General features: G+C 59.5%; 26 protein-coding genes and 2 pseudogenes. 12 read left to right on the forward strand and 16 right to left on the reverse strand.

Annotated features, from left to right (window positions below):
- Nucleotides 1–255, forward strand: a 255-nt coding sequence (locus GNZ13_RS51810) for a hypothetical protein (RefSeq protein ID WP_216675269.1), incomplete at its 5' end; no start/stop codon positions are given.
- Between the two features lie 24 nt (nucleotides 256–279).
- Here the strand turns inward: GNZ13_RS51810 and GNZ13_RS45050 are convergent.
- The 3 genes from GNZ13_RS45050 to GNZ13_RS45060 all read right to left on the reverse strand — a co-directional run bounded on the left by GNZ13_RS45050 (nucleotide 280) and on the right by GNZ13_RS45060 (nucleotide 2,144).
- Nucleotides 280–684, reverse strand: coding sequence for a DUF2471 domain-containing protein (locus GNZ13_RS45050; RefSeq protein ID WP_172177218.1), 405 nt, complete (start codon nucleotides 682–684; stop codon nucleotides 280–282).
- Between the two features lie 38 nt (nucleotides 685–722).
- Complete coding sequence (locus GNZ13_RS45055; RefSeq protein ID WP_172177220.1) at nucleotides 723–1,004, reverse strand: hypothetical protein; 282 nt, start codon at nucleotides 1,002–1,004, stop codon at nucleotides 723–725.
- 564 nt (nucleotides 1,005–1,568) lie between these two features.
- On the reverse strand, nucleotides 1,569–2,144 hold the full coding sequence (locus tag GNZ13_RS45060) for a LysE family translocator (RefSeq protein WP_172177288.1): 576 nt from the start codon (nucleotides 2,142–2,144) through the stop codon (nucleotides 1,569–1,571).
- A gap of 169 nt (nucleotides 2,145–2,313) precedes the next feature.
- On the opposite strand from GNZ13_RS45060, the gene GNZ13_RS45065 reads away from it, so the two are divergent.
- Nucleotides 2,314–2,766 (forward strand): Lrp/AsnC family transcriptional regulator, encoded by a 453-nt coding sequence (locus tag GNZ13_RS45065; protein WP_172177222.1) that lies wholly within the window; start codon nucleotides 2,314–2,316, stop codon nucleotides 2,764–2,766.
- A gap of 502 nt (nucleotides 2,767–3,268) precedes the next feature.
- Here GNZ13_RS45065 and GNZ13_RS45070 read toward each other — a convergent pair.
- The 4 genes from GNZ13_RS45070 to GNZ13_RS45085 form a co-directional block, all read right to left on the reverse strand.
- Entirely contained in the window at nucleotides 3,269–4,282 is a 1,014-nt protein-coding gene (locus GNZ13_RS45070) for an IS110 family RNA-guided transposase (RefSeq protein ID WP_172177290.1), read from the reverse strand.
- 182 nt (nucleotides 4,283–4,464) lie between these two features.
- The gene (gene panB, locus GNZ13_RS45075) at nucleotides 4,465–5,301 is read right to left on the reverse strand and encodes a 3-methyl-2-oxobutanoate hydroxymethyltransferase (RefSeq protein WP_172177224.1); all 837 of its coding nucleotides are present in this window, start codon (nucleotides 5,299–5,301) and stop codon (nucleotides 4,465–4,467) included.
- A 278-nt stretch (nucleotides 5,302–5,579) separates the two neighbouring features.
- Nucleotides 5,580–6,023, reverse strand: coding sequence for a PaaI family thioesterase (locus tag GNZ13_RS45080; RefSeq protein WP_172177292.1), 444 nt, complete (start codon nucleotides 6,021–6,023; stop codon nucleotides 5,580–5,582).
- A gap of 124 nt (nucleotides 6,024–6,147) precedes the next feature.
- On the reverse strand, nucleotides 6,148–7,089 hold the full coding sequence (locus GNZ13_RS45085; RefSeq protein WP_172177294.1) for a LysR substrate-binding domain-containing protein: 942 nt from the start codon (nucleotides 7,087–7,089) through the stop codon (nucleotides 6,148–6,150).
- A gap of 80 nt (nucleotides 7,090–7,169) precedes the next feature.
- On the opposite strand from GNZ13_RS45085, the gene GNZ13_RS45090 reads away from it, so the two are divergent.
- The 5 genes and pseudogenes from GNZ13_RS45090 (at nucleotide 7,170) to GNZ13_RS45110 (ending at nucleotide 13,276) form a co-directional block, all read left to right on the forward strand.
- Nucleotides 7,170–7,568, forward strand: a complete 399-nt coding sequence (locus tag GNZ13_RS45090) for a nuclear transport factor 2 family protein (RefSeq protein ID WP_172177226.1) — start codon at nucleotides 7,170–7,172, stop codon at nucleotides 7,566–7,568.
- A gap of 41 nt (nucleotides 7,569–7,609) precedes the next feature.
- A pseudogene (locus GNZ13_RS45095) lies at nucleotides 7,610–7,781 on the forward strand (transposase); the annotation flags it as partial.
- Nucleotides 7,782–8,548: 767 nt separating this feature from the next.
- Nucleotides 8,549–9,778 (forward strand): beta-propeller fold lactonase family protein, encoded by a 1,230-nt coding sequence (locus GNZ13_RS45100; RefSeq protein ID WP_172177228.1) that lies wholly within the window; start codon nucleotides 8,549–8,551, stop codon nucleotides 9,776–9,778.
- Between the two features lie 498 nt (nucleotides 9,779–10,276).
- Nucleotides 10,277–12,283: an acetate--CoA ligase gene (gene acs, locus GNZ13_RS45105; protein WP_407945704.1), complete on the forward strand. Its 2,007-nt coding sequence runs from the start codon at nucleotides 10,277–10,279 to the stop codon at nucleotides 12,281–12,283.
- A gap of 78 nt (nucleotides 12,284–12,361) precedes the next feature.
- The gene (locus GNZ13_RS45110) at nucleotides 12,362–13,276 is read left to right on the forward strand and encodes a LysR family transcriptional regulator (protein ID WP_172177230.1); all 915 of its coding nucleotides are present in this window, start codon (nucleotides 12,362–12,364) and stop codon (nucleotides 13,274–13,276) included.
- A gap of 21 nt (nucleotides 13,277–13,297) precedes the next feature.
- On the opposite strand, the gene mdcH is transcribed toward GNZ13_RS45110, so the two are convergent.
- The 9 genes and pseudogenes from mdcH to GNZ13_RS45155 form a co-directional block, all read right to left on the reverse strand.
- Nucleotides 13,298–14,227: a malonate decarboxylase subunit epsilon gene (gene mdcH, locus GNZ13_RS45115; RefSeq protein WP_172177232.1), complete on the reverse strand. Its 930-nt coding sequence runs from the start codon at nucleotides 14,225–14,227 to the stop codon at nucleotides 13,298–13,300.
- 122 nt (nucleotides 14,228–14,349) lie between these two features.
- Nucleotides 14,350–15,117 (reverse strand): malonate transporter subunit MadM, encoded by a 768-nt coding sequence (gene madM, locus GNZ13_RS45120; protein ID WP_172177234.1) that lies wholly within the window; start codon nucleotides 15,115–15,117, stop codon nucleotides 14,350–14,352.
- Between the two features lie 14 nt (nucleotides 15,118–15,131).
- Nucleotides 15,132–15,527, reverse strand: coding sequence for a malonate transporter subunit MadL (gene madL / locus GNZ13_RS45125; protein WP_172177236.1), 396 nt, complete (start codon nucleotides 15,525–15,527; stop codon nucleotides 15,132–15,134).
- Nucleotides 15,528–15,618: 91 nt separating this feature from the next.
- Nucleotides 15,619–16,434: a biotin-independent malonate decarboxylase subunit gamma gene (gene mdcE, locus GNZ13_RS45130; protein WP_172177238.1), complete on the reverse strand. Its 816-nt coding sequence runs from the start codon at nucleotides 16,432–16,434 to the stop codon at nucleotides 15,619–15,621.
- Nucleotides 16,431–17,282 (reverse strand): biotin-independent malonate decarboxylase subunit beta, encoded by an 852-nt coding sequence (locus GNZ13_RS45135; RefSeq protein WP_172177240.1) that lies wholly within the window; start codon nucleotides 17,280–17,282, stop codon nucleotides 16,431–16,433. Before GNZ13_RS45135 ends, mdcE begins: the two co-directional genes overlap by 4 nt.
- A gap of 5 nt (nucleotides 17,283–17,287) precedes the next feature.
- Nucleotides 17,288–17,596, reverse strand: coding sequence for a malonate decarboxylase subunit delta (locus GNZ13_RS45140; protein WP_172177242.1), 309 nt, complete (start codon nucleotides 17,594–17,596; stop codon nucleotides 17,288–17,290).
- 8 nt (nucleotides 17,597–17,604) lie between these two features.
- A complete protein-coding gene (locus tag GNZ13_RS45145; protein ID WP_172177244.1) occupies nucleotides 17,605–18,507 on the reverse strand; it encodes a triphosphoribosyl-dephospho-CoA synthase in 903 nt (300 codons plus the stop codon).
- Nucleotides 18,507–20,162 carry a malonate decarboxylase subunit alpha gene (gene mdcA / locus GNZ13_RS45150; protein WP_172177246.1) on the reverse strand — a complete coding sequence of 552 codons (1,656 nt, stop codon included), beginning with the start codon at nucleotides 20,160–20,162 and terminating at the stop codon, nucleotides 18,507–18,509. The genes GNZ13_RS45145 and mdcA overlap by 1 nt, the downstream gene beginning before the upstream one ends.
- Before the next feature lie 375 nt (nucleotides 20,163–20,537).
- A pseudogene (locus GNZ13_RS45155) lies at nucleotides 20,538–20,983 on the reverse strand (sensor histidine kinase); the annotation flags it as partial.
- 698 nt (nucleotides 20,984–21,681) lie between these two features.
- Between GNZ13_RS45155 and GNZ13_RS45160 the strand changes: the two are divergent.
- The 5 genes from GNZ13_RS45160 (at nucleotide 21,682) to GNZ13_RS45180 (ending at nucleotide 26,653) form a co-directional block, all read left to right on the forward strand.
- Nucleotides 21,682–22,797, forward strand: coding sequence for a branched-chain amino acid ABC transporter substrate-binding protein (locus tag GNZ13_RS45160; protein ID WP_172177248.1), 1,116 nt, complete (start codon nucleotides 21,682–21,684; stop codon nucleotides 22,795–22,797).
- 86 nt (nucleotides 22,798–22,883) lie between these two features.
- Nucleotides 22,884–23,801 carry a branched-chain amino acid ABC transporter permease gene (locus GNZ13_RS45165; protein ID WP_172177250.1) on the forward strand — a complete coding sequence of 306 codons (918 nt, stop codon included), beginning with the start codon at nucleotides 22,884–22,886 and terminating at the stop codon, nucleotides 23,799–23,801.
- Nucleotides 23,801–25,087 (forward strand): high-affinity branched-chain amino acid ABC transporter permease LivM, encoded by a 1,287-nt coding sequence (livM, locus tag GNZ13_RS45170; RefSeq protein ID WP_172177252.1) that lies wholly within the window; start codon nucleotides 23,801–23,803, stop codon nucleotides 25,085–25,087. Before GNZ13_RS45165 ends, livM begins: the two co-directional genes overlap by 1 nt.
- Nucleotides 25,084–25,935 (forward strand): ABC transporter ATP-binding protein, encoded by an 852-nt coding sequence (locus GNZ13_RS45175; RefSeq protein ID WP_172177254.1) that lies wholly within the window; start codon nucleotides 25,084–25,086, stop codon nucleotides 25,933–25,935. Before livM ends, GNZ13_RS45175 begins: the two co-directional genes overlap by 4 nt.
- On the forward strand, nucleotides 25,928–26,653 hold the full coding sequence (locus GNZ13_RS45180) for an ABC transporter ATP-binding protein (RefSeq protein ID WP_172177256.1): 726 nt from the start codon (nucleotides 25,928–25,930) through the stop codon (nucleotides 26,651–26,653). Before GNZ13_RS45175 ends, GNZ13_RS45180 begins: the two co-directional genes overlap by 8 nt.
- Nucleotides 26,654–26,897 lie beyond the last annotated feature (244 nt).

Consider the following 26,897-nt stretch of genomic DNA (forward strand, 5'->3'; position numbering starts at 1 on the left):
ATTTCCTGTCGTTATGGCGGCCGAGTGCAGCTCGGGAGTTCAAACTTAAGTGAACAAAGTTCAAAGTTAAGTGAATCTCGACATCGACAATCAATTGTCGAGATTCATTTAACTTTGAACTGGTCATGCCGCTTGGATGAGGCTTTCGGGGCGTCCTGCTCAGCCAACTCTGAACCTGCGGTTCACTTAAGTCTGAACTATCTGGAGTTTGGTTCGTTTAACTTTGAACTTTCTGGAGCGTATCCAAAACTATAACGGCCAACGGCCGATATCGGCGCATCAGTCCTGAGTGGCAACATCGGTAGCGTCGGCCTGTACCAGTGCGCGCACGAGCAGGTACACGGCTGGCAAGTTGTCGTCGTCACGTCGCCAGTCGACGGGTTCGTCGAGTTCCATCCCGGATAAACGACTGTCCTCAAACCGGACAAACGTCGAGCGTACTGTCTCGTTGTGCCGCGCCCGGAAGCCGCGATTCTCAAAGACCTGTTCGTCGATTGTCAGCAGCGTGCGCCAGGTCGGCAATCGCGCGCCATTTGAGTAACGGTGACGACCATTGTCGAGGTAACGACCTGCGACCGTGGCAATGATCTGCTGGAGATCGAGCGACGCGCTGCGGAGTGCGCGTTCGAGGGCGACAGGATTGATATCGTGGGCATCCATATCAAGAGCAGAGTCGTTATCCATACTTTTATCTTCCGGAAGATTCGCGGCAACTCGCAACATCAAGGTTGATGCTTCGACAACGCCTGGTTTCGGTGTGCCAACAACTGTCGGATCTGGGCAAGATAGTTGTCGCCGACAGTGCAGTCGTCAGCAGGTCGGCTATGTTGATGAGGCGTTGGTGGACGTACGCCGAGATAGCGACACACTGCGGACAGGTACGGTTTGCCGTTGCCTCCTAGATGTCGCGCAGCAGCGGCCACGCGCACGTCTCCGACATGTTTGCGCAACCATGCAAGCGTTTCGCGGTCACCGTCGTTCAAGATGCGGATGAGCTGGTTCATGACCGGACCTGTATATAAAGACAGTACTGTAAATTTATACAGTATCTCACCAAGATGCAAGTCAATTCGCAGGATGTTGGACTCGGCGGAAAGGGAATGCGCAGTTGGTCGTAGAGCACGCAGAGGCTGCTGACGCACTTCTGCCCGATCACAAGACGCGAGATGAGCGTCTATCACAGGTCCGGGCCGCATAACGTCAGGAGCGCTACTATTGGCGGTGGTATGGCATCAGCAACTGTAAGATTGAAGGGACAGTTACGATTCCTCTGGGAGTGCGCAACCAACTCGGACCGTCGGCGACCGAATCGACTTCGTCCCGAACGATGAAACCGGGCGTTATGTGAGCACTCCTGCCAACCGGCGCATCAAAGCGCTCAAAGGCATCATCGCGGAGCCAGCGAGGCCGATCTCCGTCGAGGATATGAATGCGGCGAACGACGAACGCGGGTCGGCGTTGCGATGACCAGGTTCCGCGCGACTGTGGCAGGCCACTTCGCACGTGTTGCTACCTTGGCTGCGGCACCTGCCACAATCGCAGCGATCACCTCCGGTTGAGCTTTGCAGCTATCGCTTAAACGCTAACAACTGCTCGGCCAACAGAAGCACGGCAATCACAATCATAGCGGCTCCCGAAACTTGGCTGACCAAGCGCGCAACCTTCGGACGCGTACGAAGCACGATCTTTGACCCGACACCGACAAGGGTATAGACCACGGCGCAATTGACAATGTGCACTATGCCCATTGCCCCTATCTGTTCGGAAATCGGCCACGCATCATTGCGGCTGGTGAATTGAGGAAGCAGCGCCAGAAAGAGCAAAAGCGCCTTTGGATTCAGACCGCTGGTGGCGAATCCGCGAATGGACCACTTTAGGCTGGTGTTCGTGACCCGTTCGTCAGCGACAGTCGGTACGGAAGGGCGAGCGAGAATATTGCCCCCAAGCCATAGTAGATAGCCCGCTCCGACAATAGTCAGAACGGTGAGTATTGCCGGAACACTCGCGACGAGAGCCCCGATGCCCGCCGCTACCACAAGGGTGATAGCCAGATACCCGAACAGCATTCCCGTGATAGCCGGCGCAATTGCCCTGTCACGTAAGCCTGCCGCAATCGCATACGCCCAGTCTGCACCCGGAACCATCACCAACGACAACGAAACGAGCCAAAAGGCCGTCAACAAACTGATTTCCACCGCGCCATCCCTATCAATAAACACACCTGTCCGAAGTGGGAAAATGTTACGGCGTCGGCAATCGAAAGTGCTCCCTGTTTCTTGTCATCGAGCCAAGGTTTGAGCTAATATTTTGCGAATGGACGCCATTGATCGCAAGATTCTTGCTGAATTGCAGCAAGACGGAAGACTCACCGTCACGGAATTGAGTGAGCGCATAGGTTTGAGCCTATCTCCCTGCCAGAGGCGTCTTCGAGCCTTGGAGGCGGCGACGGTCATTAGTGGCTATCGGGCCACCATTGATCCGGCATCGGTCGGATTAAACTTCTCAGCGATTGTGTTTGCGACGTTGCGGGAAGTTACGAGCCAGCATGTTTCGTCATTCGAAAGCGCCTTGCTGGACATCCCGGAGATCACTCGAGCTGAACGTCTTTTCGGTGATCCAGACTACATGCTGCACGTCGTCACACAGGATCTCAAGGCATTCCAGACGCTGTATGACCGCCGTCTCCTAGTTCTGCCTTACGTCTTGCGGCTGTCGTCAACCCTCGTGATGAAGAGCATTTGCCAGGATCGGCCACTTCCGTTGTGATGATTGTTGACGATTTGGCCTTGCAAATCCAACGGCTCGTCTTGGTCGGCTACTGCCTGACGCGGAACAAGCCACAAGCGGACATCCATTAGCCGGCCGGAGTCAAGGGCAAAAAAAGTACGTCGCAAACAATTGCGTCAATTCAGAGTGACAACAGCGCGCCACCTTTATTCATGCAGACACTAACCGCGCCCGTTTTCTCACTCGTTGGTCGCGAACCGAATCGCACCAGACACCCGTTGGGATCAAGCCTGTCGCAATGCTTCGCGACTGCCCTGGCGGCAGTTGCCGCCCCAGAGAAACTTTGGTGCCAGGCCGTGTCCAAGGGGTGTTTGCATTCCCCGTGGCTATCGCCATGACGACGACGCCTGTCCTTTGATGGCTCACGGCCTGGGCGATTCAGCGTTCTGCATCCGTTCAGATGGCGCAAGGGCGGCGTCCAAATCATTCGGGTGGTTTCACACCAGTCCGCTTTCCTGGCTCATCGCCCCTGGCCAAACCGTTACCCGAAACACAGGTGCACATCGAAGGGCTTCTGGTCTCGCAGCATGTGGTAGCACGCCCGCGCGAGCTTGTGTGCCAGAGCCTTGATCGCCAGGACGCGGTTCGTCCTGCTTTTCTTGCGATCGTAAAAGCTTCTGGCCTGCGGGCAATAACGCATCGCAAAGTTGGCCGCCTCCACAAACGCCCACGCGAGATACTTGTTGCCGTTCCTGGTATTGCCTTCACCCTTCTTCCTGCCGTTACTCTCCCTCAGGCTGTCAACACAGCGACAGTAGGAACTGAAGTTGCCGACCTGGGCAAAGCGGCTGATTGATCCGGTCTCGAGCATGATCGTGGTCGCGAGCGTGTCACCGATGCCCGGCACCGTCCTGAGCAGGTGGTACTCGGCACGCAGGCTCACGCGTTCCCTCAGTCGCTTCTCCAGCGCCTCAATCTGCTGCCCCAGCGCCTGGCTGACCGCGCGGTTGGCCTCCACGGCCAGCGCGACATCGGGCGCAAATGCAAATTCATCGATCTGGCCGGCTGTCAGCCGTTTGACTGCCTCGCCATTTATTCTGCTCCCCGTCTGCCGCATCAGGATGCCCTCGATCGAAAGGATCTGCGCTGTGCGATAACGCACCAGTTGCATGCGCTTGCGTGCCAGGTCGCGTGCGCCGCGTTCCTCGCGTGGATAGACATAACCCTCGGGCAGCAACCCGAGCCTCAGCAGCTTCGCCAGATAGGCCGCATCGGCGAAATCGCCACTGTGCTTGAGTCCGTCGTATTTCCTGATGGCAGCGGGATGCGCCAGGTGTACCCGGTAGCCTGTGTCCATCAGTCCATCCACCAGCCAGTACCAGTTGTACGTGCTCTCGACGACCACACCCGCCAGTTCGTGCTGGTACGGCTCAAGTGCCGCCGCGATCCGCGCGAGCTCGTTTGGCAGGCGTTTCTGGTACACGATCCGGTCGTTCTCGTCGCTGACGATCACCACGCAATTGTTCGAATGCAGGTCTATGCCACAATAGTTCATGTCGGTCTCCGCAGGGTTAAAGTGCGTTTCGCAAACTGACTTTAATCCTCGTCGCATAACCGCGGCGAGGAGGCCGGCTACATGATCATCATTCATCGGCAATACTAAGCAGCAACGAACGTCCGAAAAGGCCGAGTACCAAACGGAAGGCACGGCCACTCGCCGCGCGACGCTCGCATAAGTCACGCTGAAAAGCAGTGTTCCGGCGCGGGGAAGAGGTTCTCCTTCACTGCCTTGATATAGGCGCGGATAGCTCCCTCGATACTCGACTCCCCTTCCATGAAGTTGCGTACAAAGCGAGCGGTCTTGCCGGGGAAGACGCCCAACATGTCGTGCATCACAAGCACTTGCCCCGAACAGTCCGGACCAGCCCCGATACCGATTGTCGGGATATCCAGCAACTCCGTCACCTCCCTCCCGACTGAAGTCGGAATGGCCTCAAGAAGGAGAAGAGATGCGCCTGCTGCCTGCAGTGCGATGGCATCAGCTTTCAATTGCTCCACGTCTTCTGCTTTTTTCCCCTGTACCTTAAACCCACCGAGTCGATGCACGGACTGCGGCGTGAGGCCCAGATGAGCGAAAACCGGTACGCCACGCTCAGTGAGAAATTTTACGGTATCGACCAGCCAGGCGCCCCCTTCAAGTTTGACCATCTGCGCACCTGCTTGCATCAGTTTCACAGCATTGTCGAATGCAGATTCCGGAGTTGCATAGGTACCGAATGGCATGTCAGCGACCACAAATGCAGATCGGTTCCCTCGAGTGACCGACGCTGTGTGATAAGCGATGTCCGCTAGAGTGACCGGCAATGTCGTGCTGTGCCCCTGCAGCACGTTGCCGAGTGAGTCGCCCACCAGCACCATATCAACGCCACAGCGGTCCATCAACGATGCGAAGCTGGCGTCGTAACAGGTCAGCATTGCAATCTTTTCGCCTGCATTTTTCATGTTCAATAGCGAAGACACGGTGACCGCTTTGCGGCTTACGGCGCTCTCGCCTTCTTGGAGATATCCAGCCATATTTCCTACTCGTCGTCAAAAAGGGGGCAGCGGTCGCTTGTTTTCCAAGCTTTCAACGGGGAAGAAGCACTCATTTCAAGTTTTGACTGAGTTCAACTCGCAAATGCTTCCGGCGCACGCGCGGAGCGCCATGATAAAGGACCGGGTGCACTCGCCCGATATGGAGCAACACTTTGTGCGCATCTGTGGGATTGGCCAAGGTTTCGGGCTTCCGCAGACGGGCCGGGTGCAGCTGCACCCGGGGTCGCCATGCTGCGCCGGTCGCTCTCAACCTCGATCTACTTCTCTACCTTGCCGTGCATCACCATAATGGTTTGTTGCATCAATGCACACAGCGTTTCATTGCCTCCTTTGACGGCGAATACTTCTGCCTGAGTGACGATAAGCGTACGGCCGGGACGGACAACCCGGCCACGGGCAATCAGGCTGTTGCCATCGGCCGCAGCAACCAGATTCAACTTGTATTCGACGGTCAAGACTGAAGCGCTGGCCGGTACCAAGGTCATAGCGGCGTATCCGCCAGCAGAGTCAGCAATCATGCCCACTACGCCGCCATGTACGAAGCCATGCTGCTGCTCGACACCACTCCAAACTGGTAGGTGAATTTCGGTGTGGCCGTGTTCAACCACGGGCAAAGTCGCCTGGATCAACGTCATCGCATTCTGGCGCATGAAGCTGGCGCGAATGCGTTCGGCGAAGAGGGAGTCGGGTATATGTGCCATAAAGGGGATTGTATTGGTAAATTTCATATCATCGCGCGAGGCGAGCGGATCCGATGCCAATGACGCGACCGACAGCTCTGCGGACGCGTCTGGCGATTGTTTTTGTTTGGCGCACTCGCGTAAGTCACTCTTCTTGCGCCAGCCGTACGAGGATGTCGGCAAGGGCACGAATCTTCGACTGGGCCGCACGTTGAGATGGATATACCAGAAAGTACGACGCACCGTTTCGTACTACCTCGCGAAACGGCGTCATCAGGGAACCCACATTAAGTCTTTCTTGCGCCATGCGTGGATCGCCGATTGCAACCCCATGACCTTCTGCTGCGGCAGTGAGCGTCAATTCAAGTGTATCGAACACAAGCCCCTGTCGAGCGTTGATGTACGTCGCCCCGACACCATCAAGCCAACCACGCCATTCCGCATAGCCAGGTCCAGGATGTAGCAACGTCGCGTCCGTAAGATCAGCGACCGATCTGAGAGACGCAGCTAATGCGGGTGTGCACATTGGCGCGAGCGTCTCGGCAAACAGCGGTACCGCTTCTACGCCCACCCACTGTCCGGTGCCACGCACGACAATGGCGTCGACATCCGGCGCGGTGAAATCCGGCATGTCGTCAGCGGATGTCGAGATGCGCAGTTCAGTCCCGCTCAGCGCATTGTTGATTTCTGCCAGCCGCGGGAGCAACCAGCGAATCGCAAACGTAGACGGTAACCGCAGCGTAATGACCGACTTCGCGCCATGCTGAATTGCAGCATGTTGAACGAGCTGCGTCAGCACGTGGACTGCCACCGTAAGCAGCGTGTCCCCCTCTGCTGTCAATGCCAGCCCGGACGCGTGACGCACGAAGAGTGCACATTGATAGTGCGCTTCCAGTTGCTGGATCTGCCGACTGACCGCTCCCTGCGTGCGGCACAGATGATCTGCGGCCTTACTCACGCTGCCGAGAGACGCCGCAGCGACGAACGCCTGAAATCCGGCTAACGACGGCAGCGGGCGGGTCAGATCTGCCAGCGGGTATGTTCCGGGCGCATACCCCGCTTGCGGATTTTTCGATTGTTCGGTCATCGGCGCGTCGCTATCGTGTTCCAACCAGGGGCGTGCTCGTTTGACCGGGCCGCATCTTTAACGAATTATCGGAGGTTACTGTGGTGTCGTCGCCGGAATTACTTTATACGCAGCAGGTTCGCACCTACCTCAAAGAGTTGGAGCGCGGCGACGTCGCCGCGATCTGCGCACTGTTTGCACCGGATGCGCAGATTTTCTCGCCGTTTCTCGGCTGGATGCAAGCTGCCCCGTTCTTTGCCAAAGTCAGCGAGGCGTCGGGAGAGAGCAAGATTACACCTATCGACATCTGCGTCAGCACAACGGGTGCTAGACGTGCGACGGGTTACTTCATCTACGATTGGGTGCTGAAAGACGGTTCCGCCGTGCGCTTCGAGTGCGTCGATGTGTTCGAGTTCGACGCAAACGGACTCGTCGAGCGCATGAAAATTGTGTACGACACTTATCCGATCCGCAGCACGGTCGGCGATAAGTACGCGTAGTGTGGACCCCACGTGCACAGAGGTGATTGAACAGTGCCGCAGTGCCGCGCTGTTCCGGCTGCACACAGGTCGAGGTCGGCTGCAACTCGTGCTGCAACCGCCATTGCCCCAGGTGCGAGGCCAGCGCCGCATACCGGTGCCACGGTCGCGCTGCACACGTGGGGCTCGGCACTGACGCATCATTCACACTTGCATGGCATCGTCCCCGGCGGGGCCTGTCGCACTATACCCACCGCGCCGCCATCTCCAACCAGCGGCTCCTCGCGCTCGTGCGCGACGCGGCTAACGTACGTTGGGGTGAATCCTGAGTCCACCCCGATTCAATCAGCGATCGAACGCGGGATAACCCCTAAGGCGCACGCCGATGACCGTCTTGCCCATCCTGTCACGGTTTCTTCCTTCACCTTAACAAGATCATTAGCTCGGAGATAACGAATTCCAGTCGGACGTAATTGAACCGATGCCGCTCGCACCATAGACTCGATTCAAGTTTCCAGCGAGAGTGGTATGTCCAATCAAAGTCCGTCCCATTCCGGCTCGGCCACCCGTCTCGCGGAAAAACATCGCCGACTGCCGCCCATCGGTTCGATCACGGATGACGTGGTATTGCCGATCGACTGAATCGTAGGTGTCGTTCGAAACCTGATTTCGCCGGGCGACATGGGAGTTCGCCAGATCACAAAACGCCAGCGAATTCTTGCTACAAGCCTCCCCGGCCTTCTCTAACGCCGCCTCGCCAGTGTCTGCTTCGGGTCACCCGTAGCAGACATATGGAAGTTGAAATTTGTCGCCGAAAAGCGGACACGTGTCGGCAGCTTCGGCCATTATCGCGAACGCCGACCCAGGAAAGCGACAGTAGTGAGCACATGGATACGTTGCATATCTCGTATCCGTAGGCAAGGTTCCGCGCTTGCTCCGGACGCGCACCGCGCGTGCGGTCATCCAGTGAGTAACGAGAATATATATATAGGAGATATAAGATGCACAGGTCAGCATGGGTAAAGGCTTCGGTCGTATGCGCGGTGTTTGCGCTGGCCGGTTGTGGCGGCAATGATAACGTGGGAACGGGACCACATTTTGTCGCCGACATTGCGGTACCGAACGTGAAAGCAGGGAGCAATTTTTCGTTCGACATCGGCACCACGAACGGCAACCGCTACTATTTCACCGATCGCAATAACGCCGCTGTGGACGTGATAGACATTCCGACCAGGACCTTTGTCAAGGCGATCCAGGGCAGCGGGAATCTCGCATTCGCAGGTCTTGGGTCGGGCCCGAATTCGACGTCCGGGCCCGATGGCGCAACGCCGGTCGGTAGCCTCATCTATACCGGTGACGTCAACTCCGTGAAAATCGTCGATCCTGCTGCGGGCGCCGTGCTAACCAACATCCCTGTCAGCGCCACCGGCGTGCGGGCGGACGAGGGTTGTCTCGACTCGACGCACGGCATCTTCATGATCTCCAGTCCCGAAGAGCCGACGCCATTCGCGACTTTCATCAGCACCACTACGCAAAGTGTGATCGCGAAAGTCACCTTCACGGACGCGGCCGGTCACCCCACCGCGGGGCTGGAGGCGTGCGTGTACGACGCGGCGAGCGACAACTTCTATGTCAATGTCGATGGAAGCACTGCAAATCCGCATGGCGAACTGGTCAAGCTGCCCGGCGCAACGATTCGCGCGATACCGTCTGGGACGACGCAGAATTACACGGCTCTTTCGGGTGTAGCGATGTACCCGGAAGGCAATTGCGATCCGACCGGTCTTGCGCTGGGGCCGGGAACCGACATCGCCGTTGGGTGCCGCGAGGCGACTACAGGCTCGCCACTGTTGATGCAAATCTTCAACCGGGCAAGCGGCGCGCTCGTAGCTTCACTTACCGCGGGCGGCGGCGATCAACTCGAATACGACGCCGCGACGAACCGATACTACAACGCGACAAGCCGGTGGACTGCATCGGGCAACGCTTCGACGAACGGAACGTGCACCGCGGCCTCGCCGTGCAAACCGATGCTCACGATCGTCGACGCTGGCTCGCGCAGCGTTGCGGCGCGGCTGAACACCGGCAACAATGCGCATTCGGTCGCGATTGATCCCGCAACTGGGCTCGTCTTTGTTCCCTACTCTTCTGCCACCGCGCCGGCTGGTTGTCCGGACTGCGCATCGAACGGGTTTGTCAACGGAGGGGTATCTGTGTTTGCCGCCCGATAGCAGCACGGCGAGCGGGCGATCGATATAGCCGGGGCTGGAGCGCTATCAAGCGTCCAGATCCCGGCCACCTGAGGTCACCCGGAACGCAGTGTGCGTCGGCGGCTCAAGCCAGGCTGCAGCGGCTGGAGTCGGGGCACTTTGAGAGTGGCGTCGCTCGAAAATGCGGGCCGTGGTTCTGCATGAGCGTCGACGACGCGCGACCGGAATGGACCACTGTGCCTCACGGTTAACGAGCTTTTCGTGAGGCGGATTTATCCAACTAATCGGGATGGCGCGCCAAGGCAGGTCGTCCAAAAGTCAACGACAACCATATTTGCGAAAGTCGGAATACATGAAGCGGACGGCGTGGGCTTTTCAATTGAGGTAAATATCTGCTCCCCAGGTTAATTGATCTGCGGAGGCGCGCAGGTTACGGTGCGAAAGCGAAGAACAAGGACGCGAGCCGTATCGAAGAGCGTGGCATGACATACGGCGAAGATTGTCCGAGGAAACACCCACATGAAGCCATTCGGAGGAGAGAACTTGCCCGACATCGAATCAATGACGCGAGAGAGCCGCGTTTTCAGCGTACCCGATGCGTTTTCAAAAGGGGCGACAATCTCGAGTATGGAACATTACGACGCGCTCTGCGCTGAAGCCGAAGAGGATTATGAAGGATTCTGGGCCCGCCTTGCCCGTACCAATCTCTTGTGGTCGAAGCCGTTCACCGAAGTCCTTGATGAAAGCAACGCACCGTTATATCGATGGTTTGGGGACGGCCAGCTCAATGCGTCATACAACTGTCTGGATCGAAACCTCCACGACGGGAACGGCGACAAGTTGGCCATCCTGTTCGAGGCCGATGACGGGACTCTGACGAGCGTCACGTACCGTGAGTTGCATGCCAGAGTCTGCCGCTTCGCGAACGCGCTCAAGGACCTTGGCGTCGCCAGGGGCGATCGTGTCGTCATCTATCTGCCGATGTCGATCGAAGGTGTAGTGGCGATGCAGGCTTGCGCGCGTATCGGAGCGACGCATTCGGTGGTATTCGGTGGCTTTTCCGCGAAGGCGTTGCAGGAGCGCGTCGCGGATCTCGGTGCAGTAGCGTTTGTCACGGCAGATGAACAGATGCGGGCGGGGAAAGCACTCCCGCTTAAGGCGATTGCGGATGAGGCGATCGAACTGGGAGGTTGCGAATCCGTGCGCCACATGATTGTTTACCGGCGAACGGGTGGCAGGATCAAGTGGACAGAAAATCGTGATCGCTGGATGCACGAAATTGCGGCGGACCAGTCCGATATCTGCGACGCCGAACTGGTAGACGCCGAACACCCTCTCTTTGTGCTGTACACCTCCGGGTCCACAGGGAGACCGAAGGGTGTGCAGCACAGCACGGCCGGCTACCTTCTGTGGGCTATGCTCACGATGAAATGGACGTTCGACATCAAGGTCGACGACGTGTTCTGGTGTACCGCAGATATCGGCTGGATCACAGGGCATACCTATATCGCGTACGGGCCACTCGCAGCGGGCGCGACGCAAGTGATCTTCGAAGGCGTGCCAACTTACCCGGACGCGGGTCGCTTCTGGGAAATGATCGCGCGCCACAAGGTAAGCGTTTTCTATACCGCGCCCACAGCTGTCCGGTCACTGATCAAGGCGGTGGAAGCGAATGCTGAAGTCCATCCAGCTGGCTACGACCTCTCGAGCTTGAGACTACTGGGTACCGTCGGCGAACCGATCAGCCCTGATACGTGGATGTGGTACTACCATCACGTCGGTGGGGACCGCTGCCCGATTGTCGATACATTCTGGCAGACCGAAACCGGGGGACACATGATTACGCCTTTGCCGGGCGCCACCCCGCTTGTTCCAGGCTCGTGCACGCTTCCGTTGCCGGGCATCATGGCGTCGGTCGTCGATGAAACCGGGCAGGCGTTGCCCAACGGCAGCGGCGGCCTCCTCGCCATCAAGCGCCCATGGCCATCGATGATCCGAACGATCTGGGCTGATGCCGAACGGTTCAGGCAGAGTTATTTCCCGGCGGAACTCGGAGGGGACGTCTATCTCGCCGGGGATGGGGCGATCCGCGACAAGGACAGCGGATATTTCACCATCACAGGACGCATCGACGACGTGCTCAACGTCTCCGGTCACCGGATGGGTACGATGGAAATCGAGTCCGCACTGGTCGCTCACCCTATGGTCGCGGAGGCGGCCGTGGTGGGGCGCTCTGACGAAGTGACCGGGGAAGCCATCTGCGCCTTCGTGGTACTCAAGCTTGAGTGCCCGTCCGGCGCGGAAGCCCGGCAGCTCGCCACGGAATTGCGTAAGTGGGTTGGCACGGAGATCGGACCGATTGCCAAACCGAAGGACATCCGGTTCGGCGACAACTTGCCTAAGACGCGCTCGGGAAAGATCATGAGGCGATTACTGCGGTCCCTGGCAAAAGGCGAAAAGATCACGCAGGATGTATCGACCCTCGAGAATCCGTCCATTCTGGATCAACTGGGCGAGGCGTTCTAGTGAATGCGGGATTAACGCTATATGTCAGAAGCGGAGGCGAGCCGATAATCGTCGAATCAGATCATTTAACAGTTCAAGATGCGCGACCGAATCGACGACGAAATCACCTTTCGCAAGCTGGAAGTGCTGCTCGCATTCATGGACACCGGCAATCTGTCGAAGGCAGCGGAGGCTCTGAATGTGAGCACGGTCAGCGTGCACCGGGCGCTGCATTCGCTCGAACAAGGTGTGCGGTGTGCGCTGTTCCGGCACGAGGGCCGCAACCTGAAGTCGACGGAAGCCGCGCAGATGCTTGCCGATGTAGCACAGGAGGTGATCACGCTGATGTCCGATGGCATTCGCGCCACGCGTGAGGCCGCGGGTTACTCGTCGCATCGTCTGAAGATTGGCTCCCTGTACTCGCTGACCATCAAGACCGTGCCCGGCATCGTCATCGATATCAAGGTGCGGCGGCCGATGCTTCAGGTCGAGCTCGTGCTTGGGCCGAATGCCGAACTGTTGGAGAAGTTGAAGCTGGGCGTCATTGATGCCGCCCTGATGGCGGTGCCCGACGCCGAGCCTGAAGTTGAATCCATTCCGTTGTTCGAAGACGACATCTTTTTCGCAGCGCCGGCCGGATCGCCCTACGCTAATCAGCAAGCCGTCGATTTGAGGGAATGTCGCGACGAACCATTCGTTTCGCTAGGCGAGGGCTTCGCGACGTATCATGGCTTTCTGGAGGCGTTTCGCGTCGCGGACTTTACGCCAAACGTCACCATGAGAGTCGGCGATATATTTTCGCTGATGAACCTTGTGAGCGGCGGGGTAGGTTATACGCTTTTGCCAGGGCGTGTGCGCGGTGTATTCGGCGACAAGGTGCAATTCATTCCGCTGCAGCCGCGCTACCTGATGCGCCAGACCATTGGCGTGAGCTTCCTGCGTGCACGCGAACGGGATCCGAACCTGCTCGCGCTCATGGCGGTCTGCCGCCTTCGCACGAGAAGCGTCGACTGACCATCGCTCATCAGGCTGCCATTACCGGCGCGCCTGTTCCCGATCAATGAGCATGCCAAGGTCCGGAAGTGAGGTCGCACTGCATACCGCGATTCCCTCCGTGAAAATCGCGCTGCTCAGCCGGGTCAGCATGCTGGATGGCGGCATCTCGATCGCGAGGCGCGCGCCTCGTTCCCACGCGAGCCTCACTGTATCGTCCCAGCGCACCTGCCGCGCCATGTTGCCGGCAAGATCGGCCGCGATGCGCGGGCCGTCGAAAAGTGGGCGTGCAATGCTGCTGCTCAGATACACGAGGCGAGGCGCGCGCACGGAGACCTGGCCGAAGGCATCGGCGAGCGCAGTTGCGGACGCGTCGAGCAAGGCGCAATGCGAAGGGACCGCCACGTCGAGACGCTCATAGCGTTGCGCCCCGTGCTCACCCGCAAGTGTTGCAAGGCGTTGCATGGCGGCATCGCTGCCTGCGACCACCATCTGCGTCTGGGCGTTGATGTTTGCCAGAAAGACCGGCATGGCTGGGCTGTTCACTTCCGCGATCAATCGTTCGAGCGCACGCTGCGTCATGCCGACGATCGCGGTCATGCCGTAGCCGTGAGGGAAGGCTCGTTCCATCAACTGGCCGCGCAATGCGACGAGCCTGACGGCGTCGGCGTAGCGCAGAGCGCCCGCGATCACGGCGGCTGGATAGGCACCGATCGAAAGGCCCGTGACCATGTCGGGTTGATGGCCGCAGGCGCTGATGACGCGCGCCTGGGCGACGCCCGCGATCAGCAGGCAAAGCTGGACCGCGACGGTGGAGCGCAGCGAGTTCGCGTCGTCAAGCGACAGGGCGTCGTAGCCCAGCGCGTCGCTGGCTTCTTCCAGTGCGCGAGCAACCTCGGCGTGATCCGGCAATGCGTGGAGCATGCCGCTGCGCTGCGCGCCCTGGCCAGGGAACGTGAATAGCACGCTCACGATGCGCCGGCGGCCCAAGGGTCCGCTACCAGCAGGAGATCGTGCAGCTGGAGCAGGCCGTCGATGGTTTCGGGGATAGACAAGTGATTCTCCTTCACGCAGCACATACAGGACACCGTGTTTCAGGTGCCCATCAGCGCTTTGGTCGCGAAGAACAGTACCGACGGTCCGAGCAGGCAGCCGACGCCCGTGTGAAACGTTGCGATGAGCGCGCCGTAGGGGACGAGGCGCCGGTCGGTCGCGGCGAGCCCTGCGCTCACGCCGCTGACGGTGCCCGCCAGTCCGCCAAAAATCATCGCGGAGCGCGGCGTCTTCAGTCCCATGAAGCCGGCTGCGAGCGGCGTGCCGATCATCACGATGATCGCCTTGATCAGCCCTGCGGCAATGCTGAGCGCCATCACGTCGGAACTGGCGCCGATCGCGGCTCCCGTCACCGGCCCCACGATGTAGGTGACCGCTCCCGCACCGATGGTGGTCATGCTGACCGCGTCGGTGTAGCCGAATGCGTGAGCGATGCTCGCACCGACGATGAATGGCAACACGGTTCCGAGCAGCAGCGACACTACGCCGATGAGCCCGGCCTTGCGCGCCTCCGTGGCCTGCACCTCGAACGCTGTCGCGACGATGGCGAAGTCCCGCAGCATCGCTCCGCCCATCAGGCCGACGCCGGTGAAGAGCGGCAGGTCGGCGAGACCTTTTTGTCCGCCGGTGAAGGCGCCGCCCAACCAGGCCAGCGCGAGGCCGATCACGATAGCGATGGCCGAGCCGTGCACGCGCCCGAACGTCAGCTTGCGCGAAATCAGCGACGACACCCACATGATGAGGCCGACCAGCGCAAACGAGGTAAGAAGGCCGTTCTGGATCAATACTTTATCGAGCATATGGAACATGACGCACTCCTTCTTCAGATTTCTTCAAGTTGCGGAGCGTTCACGAACGACGTGCTGTCGTGACCGGTGCGGGAAAGAATGGCGATGCAGCATGCGCAGAGGGCTGCGGCGCCCAATGCCGAAAGGAGCGCGACCGGACCTCCCTTGAGTGCGGCAACGACGTTCTGGTTGGCGGCCATGGCGACCACCACGGGGATATACATCGCGCCCCAGAAGCCCACACCTGCTTCAGTTTCCTTCGGCAGCAGCCCCTTCTTGTGCAGATAGAGACGTAGAAAAATCAGCAGCAGCATGGCGATACCCACGCCGCCGACATTCGTCTTCACGCCGATCGCGACCCCGAGCAGGTCGCCGAGAAAGAGTCCCGCCAGATGGCAGAACGCGAGCAGTGCAGTTCCATAGATGATCATGTTGCGTCTCCTGTAGTAGCTTTATCGGCTCGAAGTCGGCCGGATTTTTTTGGCGCCCTGGGGGCGCATCAAAACGGGTATCGTTGCGTGTTCAGCGCCATTGTTCGCGCAGCTTCTGACGCACCTTCACTGAGGCCGCGCGGTGTACGCTGCCGAGCCGACTGCCCAGGCCGCGCGACGAGTCGGCGCGGATGTCGTCGAGTGTGGCTTGCAGAGTCTGTTCTACGATGGATTGATCGGCGCCCGTCGGTGCATCGGCGTTGCTGACACTGAGCAGTTTCCACAGTAATCCGAGCGAGGCGTAGCTGTCGATGTCATAGGCCATCGGCGGCACGCGGGCAGTGAATGCTTCGAGATCGGCAACCGAGCGCAGCGTGACCCTGGCGGCGGATTCCTTGCCCATCGCGTGAACCATGACCTGCGGATCCGCAAGCGCTACCAGGCGGTTCGCCTGATAGCCATGCGCGAGAAACGCGCCCGACATCGCACGCCCCACGATCAGACCGATCACCGGATGGCCGGCGAGGCGCGCGCCCGCGTAGGCATCGGCGGCGCCCGCCAGGGCCTGATGGATGCCATAGGCTTCCTCTCGTCGGCCATACGCCTGGCTCGCGACGTCAATGACCGCGACAATGGCGCGCTTTTCGTCCTGTTTCGCATCGGCATCGACAACTTCGCGCACCGCCCGAGCGATCTCCCATGCCTCGACGAGACCGATCTCGCCGCTGCGTGCACGCGGAAAGGGATTATCGGGGTCCGGCACCACGGCAATGAAGCGCGCCGGATGGTCGCCCAGCCGTGCGTCGGCGACACGCACCGAAGGCCGGTAGTCCGGCTGCAACGGCGTGCTGTAAGTAAGCGCATCTAGCCAGACGGCGCCGCGCTTCGAAAACTCGCCTGTGCTCATGACTGGAACCCCTTGCCGTAGATGGCGACAACATTTTCCGGGCTGCTCTGCTCGCTCGGATCGATTTCGGAAAGCCGTTGCAGAAAGCCCGCGACACGTTCGCTGCGGCACGCTTCGGGACGCCCCGCGCGGAAGCGTTCGATCACAGCGGTCCGGATTGCATCGGCGTCGTCGCCGACGTACACATCGACCAGACCCGTGCGATATCGTTGTTCGCCACCCGTGAAGCTCCAGATCATCGGACGGTCGCGTGAGTCGAATTCCGCGATCCCCGCTTCCTGCTCGATGACGGCCGGTCCGTTAAGACCGAGGCGTGCTTCGCGGGTCGCGATCAGATAGCTGCACAGGCCGGCTGCGATCGACATGCCGCCATAGCAGCCGATCGGGCCCGCCGTGATCCCGACTACCGGCTGGTAGCGCCGCAAGTCGACGATGGCCGCGTGGATCTCCGCGATCGCCGCGAGCCCGAGGTTCGCCTCCTGCAACCGGACGCCGCCGGTTTCGAAGAGAATGACGGCGCGCGTCGGGATGCCGTTGCGGTTATCTTCGGCAGCGAGTTCGAGGCTGCCGGCGATCTTCGCCGCCGACACTTCGCCCATGCTGCCGCCCTGGAAACCGCCATCGATGCCGAGCACGACGGCGGGCAGTCCGTCGATGGTTCCCCTGGCGACTACGGTGCCGTCGTCCGCCTGGGTCACGATGCCCTGGCGCGCAAGCCATGGTGAGCTCACGCGCTCGAACGAATCAAGCAATTCGCTGAAGGTACCTTCGTCCAGCAGCTTCTTCGCGCGGCTGCGCGCATTGAGTTCAATGAAGCTTTCACGCGCGAGCAGTTCCTGTGCATCCATGTTCTTCACGCTCCACCGGTTTGAGACAGTGCTTCGAACACCTGCCCGACACGCATGCGCACGACGCCCGGCGTCGCGCCGAAATCGTTTATTTCGAGCTTTGCGGCAGGCAACGAGCCGTCACTGAAGATGCGCTCGAGCACGGCTTCCCAGACGCGGCTCATGCCATCCACCGACGTGGTGATGTTCACGACTGTGCGGTTCCCGTCGTTCGTTTCGAGCAGTACTTCGAGGTCCCCGGACGCGACGACGCCTGCAAGTGCGCGGCCTCGGGCGGGGGAGCCCGCCGGAAAATTAAGGACGATGGTTTCCATTTGCTTTCCTATGCCTTCGTCGTGTGAGGGGCTTCGTTTTGAAGCCTGTCGAGAAAGAGTGCGGCGGCGAGCAGATCGGCCGCACCGCCAGGTGACACATTAAGGTCGACGAGCCGCCGGTCCAGTGCCTTCAGGTGACGCCGGCCCGCAAGCATGGCGGCTCCGCCGTGTTCCAGTACGCGTCGTGCTCCGCCTTGTGTCTCGGCGAGGGCGCTGCGGCCGCCTCGTGCGAGCACACAGGTGTCGTCGAGACTCGCCATAACGGCGAGCAGCGCATTCAGCCGGGCTGCCGTTTCACTGTCGCCTCGAAGGCGCGAACTCGCGAGTTCCGGCAGGGCAATCTCAACCACGTGCGGAAAGCCTGCCTGCGCCTGACCACGTGCGCCGCCGACGTCATAGTCGAGACACGCCTGCTCGCCCTTGTGACCGGTCAGCGTGGGCGCGTGGCGGTCGGGCAGACGCGCGATCGATCCGGCACGCGAGGTAATGCCATGCGGCGTGAGATCCGTCGGCTCGCGCGCTGCAGCAGTCACAAGCAGGCCGAGCGCCCAGATCGCGCCGCGATGGGTGTTGACGCCACCCGTCGCGTGCAGCATCCGGACTTCGCCGTTGCGCCCGATCGCACCGATGCGCTCGCGAAGCGCCAGCAGCGGCCGGGTTTCGATGGCCGCGTGTGCCAGTTCCACAAAGGTCGGCTCCAACGCATGGGCCGACGCGCACATCAGGTTCCAGTCGAGGTCGTCGTGCGCGCCGCGGCTGCGAATATCGACGAGACCGGGCTTCGGCGCGAGCGTGACTTCCTCGATGAGTGCCGCGACCACGTGCCCACCTAGACGTTCGGCGAGCTGCTCCCACTCGGCGGTTTGCAACTGCGGGACCGTTGCGGGAGCCGTTGCAAGACTGTCGCGCATCACCAGCTCCTGAAGCGTGCGGGTGGGGCGTACAGCCCATCGGACCAGTCGACGAGATCCGCCATGCTCTTTGCGGCCAGCAGCGAGCGATTGGCTTCGTTGCGGTGAATGCCGAGGTCCTCGGGCAGCGCGACAAACCCATCGCGGCGCAGCGCCGCAAGACTGTTTGCGTTGCTCGTCAGGCCGACCGGCGTGACACCGGCGACGGCGGCAATCATCTCCTTGCGGTGTTCGATGGAGCGAGCCTTATAGAGGTAGGCGATGCCTTCTTCCGTCAGCACATGGGTGACGTCGTCGCCATAGATCATGACCGGCGCGAGTGGCATGCCGGCTTCGCGGCCTACTTCGACCGCGTCGATTGATTCGACGATGGTCGGCTGCCCGCCCGCCTGGAACGTCTCGACCATCTGGACGACCAGCTTGCGGCCACGTTCGAGCGGGCTGTCGGTTTGCAGCAGATCGAGCCAGGCGGGGGACGCGTGGCGGCGGCCGTGCGGATCGTGTCCCATGTTCGGTGCGCCGCCGAAGCCGGTCAGCCGACCGTGCGTCACCGTCGAAGAGTTGCCGAGACCATCCATCTGCAGGGTTGAGCCGATGAACATGTCGACTGCGTATTGCCCCGCGAGCTGGCACATCGCGCGATTGGAGCGCATCGACCCGTCCCGGCCCGTGAAGAAGATATCCGGGCGTTCCGCGACATAAGCTTCCATGCCCAGTTCGCCGCCAAAGCAGTGCACGCTCTCGACCCAGCCGGTTTCGATTGCTGGAATCAAGGTCGGATGTGGGTTCAAGGTCCAGTGTTTGCAGATCTTGCCCTTGAGGCCGAGCTTTTCGCCGTAGGTCGGAAGGATCAGTTCGATTGCCGCCGTGTTGAAACCGATGCCGTGATTGAGTGACTGCACCTGGTGCCGCTCGTAGATGCCGCGAATCGCCATCATTGCCATCAGCACGTGGATAGGTGTGATCAGACGCGGATCGCGCGTGAAAAGTGGCTCGATGAAAAACGGCTTGTCGGATTGGACGACGTAGTCGATCCACGAACCCGGGATATCCACACGCGGCAGGTCCTTCGGATCGTCGACGATTTCATTGACCTGCGCGATCACGATGCCGTCACGAAACGCGGCGGCTTCGACGAGCGCAGGCGTATCTTCGGTGCTCGGGCCGGTGTAGAGATTGCCTTGCCGGTCGGCCTTGTAGCCGGCCACGAGTACGACGTTGGGCGTCAGATCAACGTAGAGGCGCGCGTACAGTTCGATGTAGGTATGGATCGCGCCGATTTCGAGAATGCCGTCCTGAAGGAACTGCGAGATGCGCAGGCTTTGCGTACCGGCGTAGGCGAAGTCGAGCTTTCTGGCAATGCCGCGCTCGAAAAGATCCAGATGTTCGGCGCGGCTCACGCTCGGGATGATCAGGTGCAGGCCGTTGACGATGCCCGGATCGACCCTGGCGAGCGCGCGCGACAGAAAATCGGCCTGTTTCTGGTTGTTGCCCTCGACGACAACCCGGTCGCCCGGCGCGATCAGGTTTTGAAGGACGTCGACGATGCGCTCGGTGGGCAATACCACGCCGTCCGCGATCGATGCGACGCGCGCGAGGCGGCGATGTTTTTCCGCACGCCGCGTGGCCCAATGGGACGGACTCTGACTGGACATGTGTGCTCTCGCTCTGGACATGAGATGAGTCTATGGAGCGAGGGGTATCGGTTCAATCACGTTCGGGGCGAGTCCGTTATCCCAAGGGTAATGATCTTTCGGGCGGAGCACTAAAACCGCGAAGGGATCGGGTGCGAGGGCTTGAACTCGTCACTTAGGGGTTTTCCCGTTCAACGTGAGAGCGCATCGTTTCAGCGTATTCGGGCTGGGCGTCGAATGCCCGACCTCGTGTCCGGATCGACAATCGTGTCGAAAGAGTTGTCGACCAACGCGTGTGTTATGGGAATTACCACCAGGTCAGTCAGGAATGCGGCAGCTTTAGGACTTCACATTCGATCGCCGCGGTCCGCGGACAAGATCCTGATCGCTGTTCAGTCAATCTTCAGCCACGTCGATCGAGATCACAGTGCCTGTGTACTGAGCACTTTCGATGTGCAGTTTTGCGTCAATCAACCTGGCACGTTCGACCATGCCTTGCAGGCCATACGAATATCCAGCACCAGCCTCACCCGTATCGAAGCCCCGGCCGTCATCACTGATTCCGACCGGTCGCAGATTCTGGCCACATTACGTACGATCTGGATCGTCTTCTCAACCAGCGCCCGCATCTCGTCGACCTTGTGCATCGCAGCCGAATCATTGGCAAGCTGCATCCCGAGCAAGGAAACGTTCATTTTCAATGCTGTCAGCATTTGACTGAGTTCATCGTGAACTTCCATCGCGATGTGCTTTCTTTCCTCCTCGCGGACCGCCTCCATATGCGCGGACAACTGACGCAGTTGTTCGCGCGACTCCAGCAGTTCGAGGTCGGTATGTTTGCGCTCGTCGGCCTTTAGTTCGACCTGGTTTCGATGGCCTCGCAACTTGGCTACTACATGCTTGCGGACAGTCACATCGGTCAGCAAGCCTACGCGATCGTCGGGCGCGAGGCGGTGATCCTTTTGCTCGCGATGAGCGGCCCAGCGAGATGGAGACGGACTTTGGCTGGACATGTTTGCTCACCCTCGGGACATGGGGCAAGTCTATGGAGCGAAGGGTATCGATTCAATCACGTTCGAGGCGGGTTCGTTATCTCAAAGGTAATGTTCTTTTGATCTGATAGCTAAGACCGTGTCTGGACTGTTCAAGAGGGTAGGACCTCGTCACCCAGGGGTTTTCCCTGTTGCACCGCAGGATGTGTCGGTCAGTGCATGTCGACGGCGGTGGCCGCCGCATCTTTCTGAATGTGAAGTGCGTCAAATCCCGCAAGCGTTCAACGAGACCATAAGGCGGGGAGCATAGTCGTTTACGTGGTTGCATGGAGGACCGGGTGGCTAAATTGTGCGATTCTCCGCAAGCTAATCTCGGCGTTACGCATCTTTAAGCTGCACCTAATCCCTGCTTTCGCAGAATCAAATTCCAGCCAGTTATTGGTGTCGGCAACCTTCGATCTACCTCGCGATTGAACACGAGGCAATACCCAGGAACGATAGCTGAGACCTGTTCGTTCCTGCATCGAAGCCTGCTCTTGGAGATGGTTATGAACGGCCGGAAACGATTGGTTAAATTGGGTGCAGCGCTCAGCATGGGCGGGATGGCTCTGGCATGCTCGGCCACAGCGGACGCAAGCGTTGTGGTGGGAGTGGCGGGTCCGATGACGGGGGAGTACGCGTCGGGGGGAGACCAGTTTCGCAAGGGCGCAGAACAGGCAGTGAAGGACATCAACGCGTCAGGCGGTTTGCTTGGACAGCAACTCGACCTGGTCGTCGGTGACGACGTCTGCGATCCCAAGCAGGCGGTTTCCGTTGCCAACAGTTTCGTCAATAAGAAGGTGGCGTTCGTCGACGGCCACTGGTGCTCCAGTTCCACGCTGCCGGCATCCGACGTTTACAACGACGCGCAGATCCCCCAGGTCACTGTGTCGACCAACCCCAAAATCACGGAACGCGGTATCAACGGAATCTTCCGTATCACCGGCAGAGACGATCAGCAGGGACAGGTCGCGGCCGACTATATCGCTGCAAACTTCAAGGGCAAGAAAATCGCCGTCATTGATGACAAGACGGCGTATGGCGGCGGTCTGGCGGACGAAATTGCAAAAGATCTGGCGGCGAAGCAGACACCCGTGGCGCTGCGCCAGTCGATCACGGCCGGTGAAAAGGACTACTCCGGTTTGATCAGCAAACTGAAGGCGAACGGCATTCAGATTCTTGCATACGGCGGCTATTACCAGGAAGTCGCGCTGATTCTGCGGCAGGCGGCGCAGGCAGGGCTCAACCTGACGGTCCTCGGCGGCGACACGCTGACGAACAATGAACTGGTGACTGCAGCCGGGCCGGAAATCAACAAGGTTCTGTTCACCTTCCCGCCCGACCCGCGTAAGAGTGCCGCAGCTGCAAAGGTAGTGGCGGCGTTTCGCGCGCAGAAGATCGAGCCGGAAGGCTACATGCTGTACTCGTACGCCGCCATGCAGGTTTTTGCAGAGGCCGTGAAGAAGGCCAACTCCACGGACTATGCGGCGATTGTGAAGCAGCTTCACAGCGCATCGTTCAGTACGGTAGTCGGCCAAGTGGACTTCGACGCGAAAGGCGATCTGAAGAGTCCCGGCTATGTGGTCTACCGCTGGAAAGGCAACAACTACGACTATGTAAAGTGACGCGTCCTGTCCAGTCTATGTAGCAAGGAAAGAGGCGGTGCGTCGCTATACTGCGCCGCCTCTGTAGCAGATTCACCGGAGAGGACATGAGCCAGGCACTGCAACAACTGATTAACGGGCTGACCTTGGGCGCCGTCTACGGCCTGATCGCGATCGGCTACACGATGGTCTACGGCATTATCGGCATGATCAACTTCGCTCACGGCGATATATATATGGTCAGCGCCTTCATCGCCGTGACCTGCTTCACGCTGCTTGCTGGTAGCGGAATCTCGTCAGTCGTGGCGAGCATTGCAATTACGTTGATCGTATCTATCGCACTGACGTCCGTATTCGGCTGGACCGTCGAACGTGTCGGTTATCGGCCGCTTCGCGGATCCAATCGTCTTGCGCCGCTGATTTCGTCGATCGGGATTTCGATTTTCCTGCAGAACATGGTTCAGCTTACTCAAGGCGCACGAGTCAAGTCCATCCAGCCGCTTGTGACCGGAGGGGTGAACCTTTTCTCGGGTGAACAATTTCACGGGCCATACGTTTCGTACGTGCAAATTCTCATCGTTGCAGTAACGATTCTGCTGATGTGCGCCTTCACGTTGTTCATCAATAAAACACCTTTTGGCAGGCAGCAGCGAGCCTGTGAGCAGGATCAACGGATGATGCAGTTCCTCGGTTACAACGTGGATCGGATCATCGCCCTGACGTTTATGATCGGCGCCGCACTCGCAGCCGTCGCAGGCGTCATGGTCACGCTTTACTACGGCGTGATCGACTTCTCGATTGGATTCGATGCCGGTATCAAGGCGTTTACCGCAGCCGTGCTCGGCGGAATTGGCTCGATTCCCGGGGCAATGCTGGGCGGTGTGATCATCGGTTTGATCGAAGCATTCTGGGCTGCCTACCTCTCGCCCGAATACAAGGATGTGGCCACGTTCGTAATCCTGATTGTGGTCTTGATGTTTCGTCCATCCGGGCTTCTTGGCCGACCCGAAGTGGAGAAGGTGTGATGAGTTCGACAGTCATGCAAGAAACGAATCTACATTTTCGCGTCAAGGATGCACTTGGCGCGGCGCTGGTCGCCGGCCTCGTCGGCTTGCCTATGCTGGGTTTGACGACGCGAGATGGCAGCAATGGTCTCGAGGTTCAGACGCGATGGGCGCTGCTGGCGGCTTTCATCGCGATCGCATTTGCCGGGCGCCTCGTCATGCAGCTTTTGCTGCAGCGTTTTAGTCTTTTTTCAAATCGTCGGTCGCGCGCCAGGCCCGCTCCTCAAGTTGCGGGTAATGGCTCGCTTGTCTGGGCCGGCGCCGGATGCGTGGCGTTCGCCGTGTTGTTGCCTGCGTTGTTCGCCGGAAACCGCTACGTCGTCGATACAGCGACGACCGTACTGATTTACGTCATGCTTGGCTGGGGCTTGAATGTCGTCGTCGGTCTGGCGGGGCTGCTGGACCTCGGTTATGTTGCGTTCTATGCGGTGGGCGCGTACACATACGGCCTGTTATCGACGCATTTCGGCTTTGGTTTCTGGCAGTGTTTGCCGATCGCCGGCGGCCTCGCTGCGGCGTTCGGCATGTTGCTTGGTTACCCGACCCTCCGGCTCAGAGGCGATTATCTGGCCATCGTCACGCTCGGATTCGGGGAAATCATACGGTTGATACTCGTGAATTGGGGCGACGTGACAGGCGGACCCAACGGCGTCTCGTCCATTCCGAAGCCGACCTTCTTCGGGCTCCCCATGCAGGCAACTGGCGATGGTCCGACCTTCGCGACCGTGTTTGGCCTTGATTACTCGCCTGGCCAGCGAGTCGTCTTTCTGTACTACCTCATCCTCGCACTCGCGCTGCTGACGAACCTGCTCGTCTCGCGGCTCAGAAGGCTACCCGTTGGGCGCGCGTGGGAAGCGGTGCGCGAAGACGAGATCGCCTGCAAAGCAATGGGGATCAACGTAACGAATGTGAAGCTGTCTGCCTTTGCGACTGGTGCAATGCTGGCAGGATTCGCCGGCGTGTTCTTCGCCGCACGGCAGGGGTTCATTTCGCCAGAGAGCTTCACATTTTCGGAGTCGGCCACGATTCTCGCGATCGTGGTGCTCGGCGGTATGGGAAGCCAGCTCGGCGTCGTCCTTGCGGCAGCCTTGCTGGTGATTTTGCCCGAGTTAGGGCGTGATTTCTCCGAGTACAGAATGCTGCTTTTCGGTATTGCAATGGTGTTTATCATGGTCGTGCGGCCCGGCGGGCTGATCAGCCATCGCCGTGCGACTGTCAGCGCGCCCGGCGTGGAGGCAAAGCCATGAACGCATCCACTTCGCTGCTCAGCGTTGAGAATCTCACAATGCAGTTTGGCGGGCTTCGCGCGATCGAAGACCTGTCCATGACGGCGCGCGCAGGAGAGGTGACGTCGGTGATCGGGCCGAACGGGGCCGGAAAGACGACATTTTTTAACTGCCTGACGGGCTTTTACAAGCCGACCGAAGGCGCCATCACGTTGGGGCATCCCCGTCATGGGAAACTTCGGCTGGATGCGATGAAGAATGTCGACGTGACGCGGATTGGCCAGGTCGTCAGAACGTTCCAGAACATACGGCTGTTCCCGCGTATGACCGTGCTCGAAAACCTGATGATCGCCCAGCACAATGTGTTGCAGGACGCGTCTAGGTTCTCGATTGCTGGCGCACTCAACGCGCGGTCATTTCGACGCGCGAACGACAAGGCGATAGACAACGCTTTGACGTGGCTCGAACGCTTAAGCGTTCGGGATATAGCTAACAAACCTGCTGGCGACATGCCATATGGGGTGCAGCGTCGCGTCGAGATCGCGCGCGCGATGTGTGCGGACCCCATTCTGCTGTGTCTGGATGAGCCGGCTGCCGGTCTCAATCCGCGCGAGTCGGCAGAACTCACCGCGTTGTTGACCTCGCTCGCGAGGGAGCAGGGCATCGGGATATTGTTGATCGAGCACGATATGAGCGTCGTCATGAAGGTTTCAGACCATATTGTCGTGCTCAATCACGGGAAGAAAATTGCAGAAGGCTTGCCTGCTGACATCAAGGTGAATCCTGAGGTGATCAGCGCATACCTCGGCGAGGACGACGAGACATCGTCACTCGGTGAAGCATCGCAGGAGAAATCAGCTCATGCTTAAGATTACCGAACTCAGTGCCCACTATGGCAGCGTCCAGGCACTACGCGGGGTCAGTCTGAGTGTGAAGACCGGTGAGATCGTCACGTTGATCGGCGCGAACGGCGCAGGCAAGTCGACGCTGATGAATACCATTTTCGGCCATCCACGGGCCAGCGGCGGCAACGTCGAATTCGACGGACAGAATATTTCGAAACTGCCATCGCATGCGATCGGCAAACTCGACATTGCGGTTGTGCCCGAAGGGCGCCGTATCTTTCAGCGGATGACCGTGCTCGAGAATCTCCTAATGGGCGATACATCGGGCAACCGCAGGACCGCGGATGATCTCGAGCGCATGTACGAGATGTTCCCGATCCTGAGGAGCAGAGCCTCGCAGCGTGCCGGCACGCTGTCGGGAGGGGAGCAACAGATGCTCGCGATAGGACGCGCATTGATGTCGCGGCCGAGATTGCTCCTGCTCGATGAGCCGTCGCTCGGTCTCGCGCCGATCTTCATCAAGAAGATTTTTTCGGTCATCAAGGAGTTGAACGAGCAGCTCGGGATGACGATTCTGCTTGTCGAACAGAACGCTCATCACGCTTTGCGCGTTGCGCATCGAGGGTACGTGCTCCAGCACGGACAGATCGCCCTCGGCGGGAGCGGCGCTGAGTTGCTGGCCAACCCTGCTGTGCGGGCGGCGTATCTGGAGGGCGACACCGCCCAACTGGATGCCGCCTGAGCGGTGATCTGAAGGGCGCGTGGTGCTCGCCCCCCTTTCGAGGTTCGAGGCAGGCGAATTGCGGCAGTTCTCCGCAGAGTGATGGTGCCCTGCGGTGAGTTGAGCGCCATTGCGGAAAGGGGTTCTCCGGCCTACGTAGGGGCGTATATCCTTAAGAAATGTGCAGAATTCCGCGAAAATTAGCCGAGCCCTCTCAAGACGGGAATTTAGCAAAGATCCAGAATGCTGTAAACCGAATCGATCG

The organism is Paraburkholderia elongata, from assembly GCF_013177735.1.
GTDB classification, from domain to species: domain Bacteria; phylum Pseudomonadota; class Gammaproteobacteria; order Burkholderiales; family Burkholderiaceae; genus Paraburkholderia; species Paraburkholderia elongata.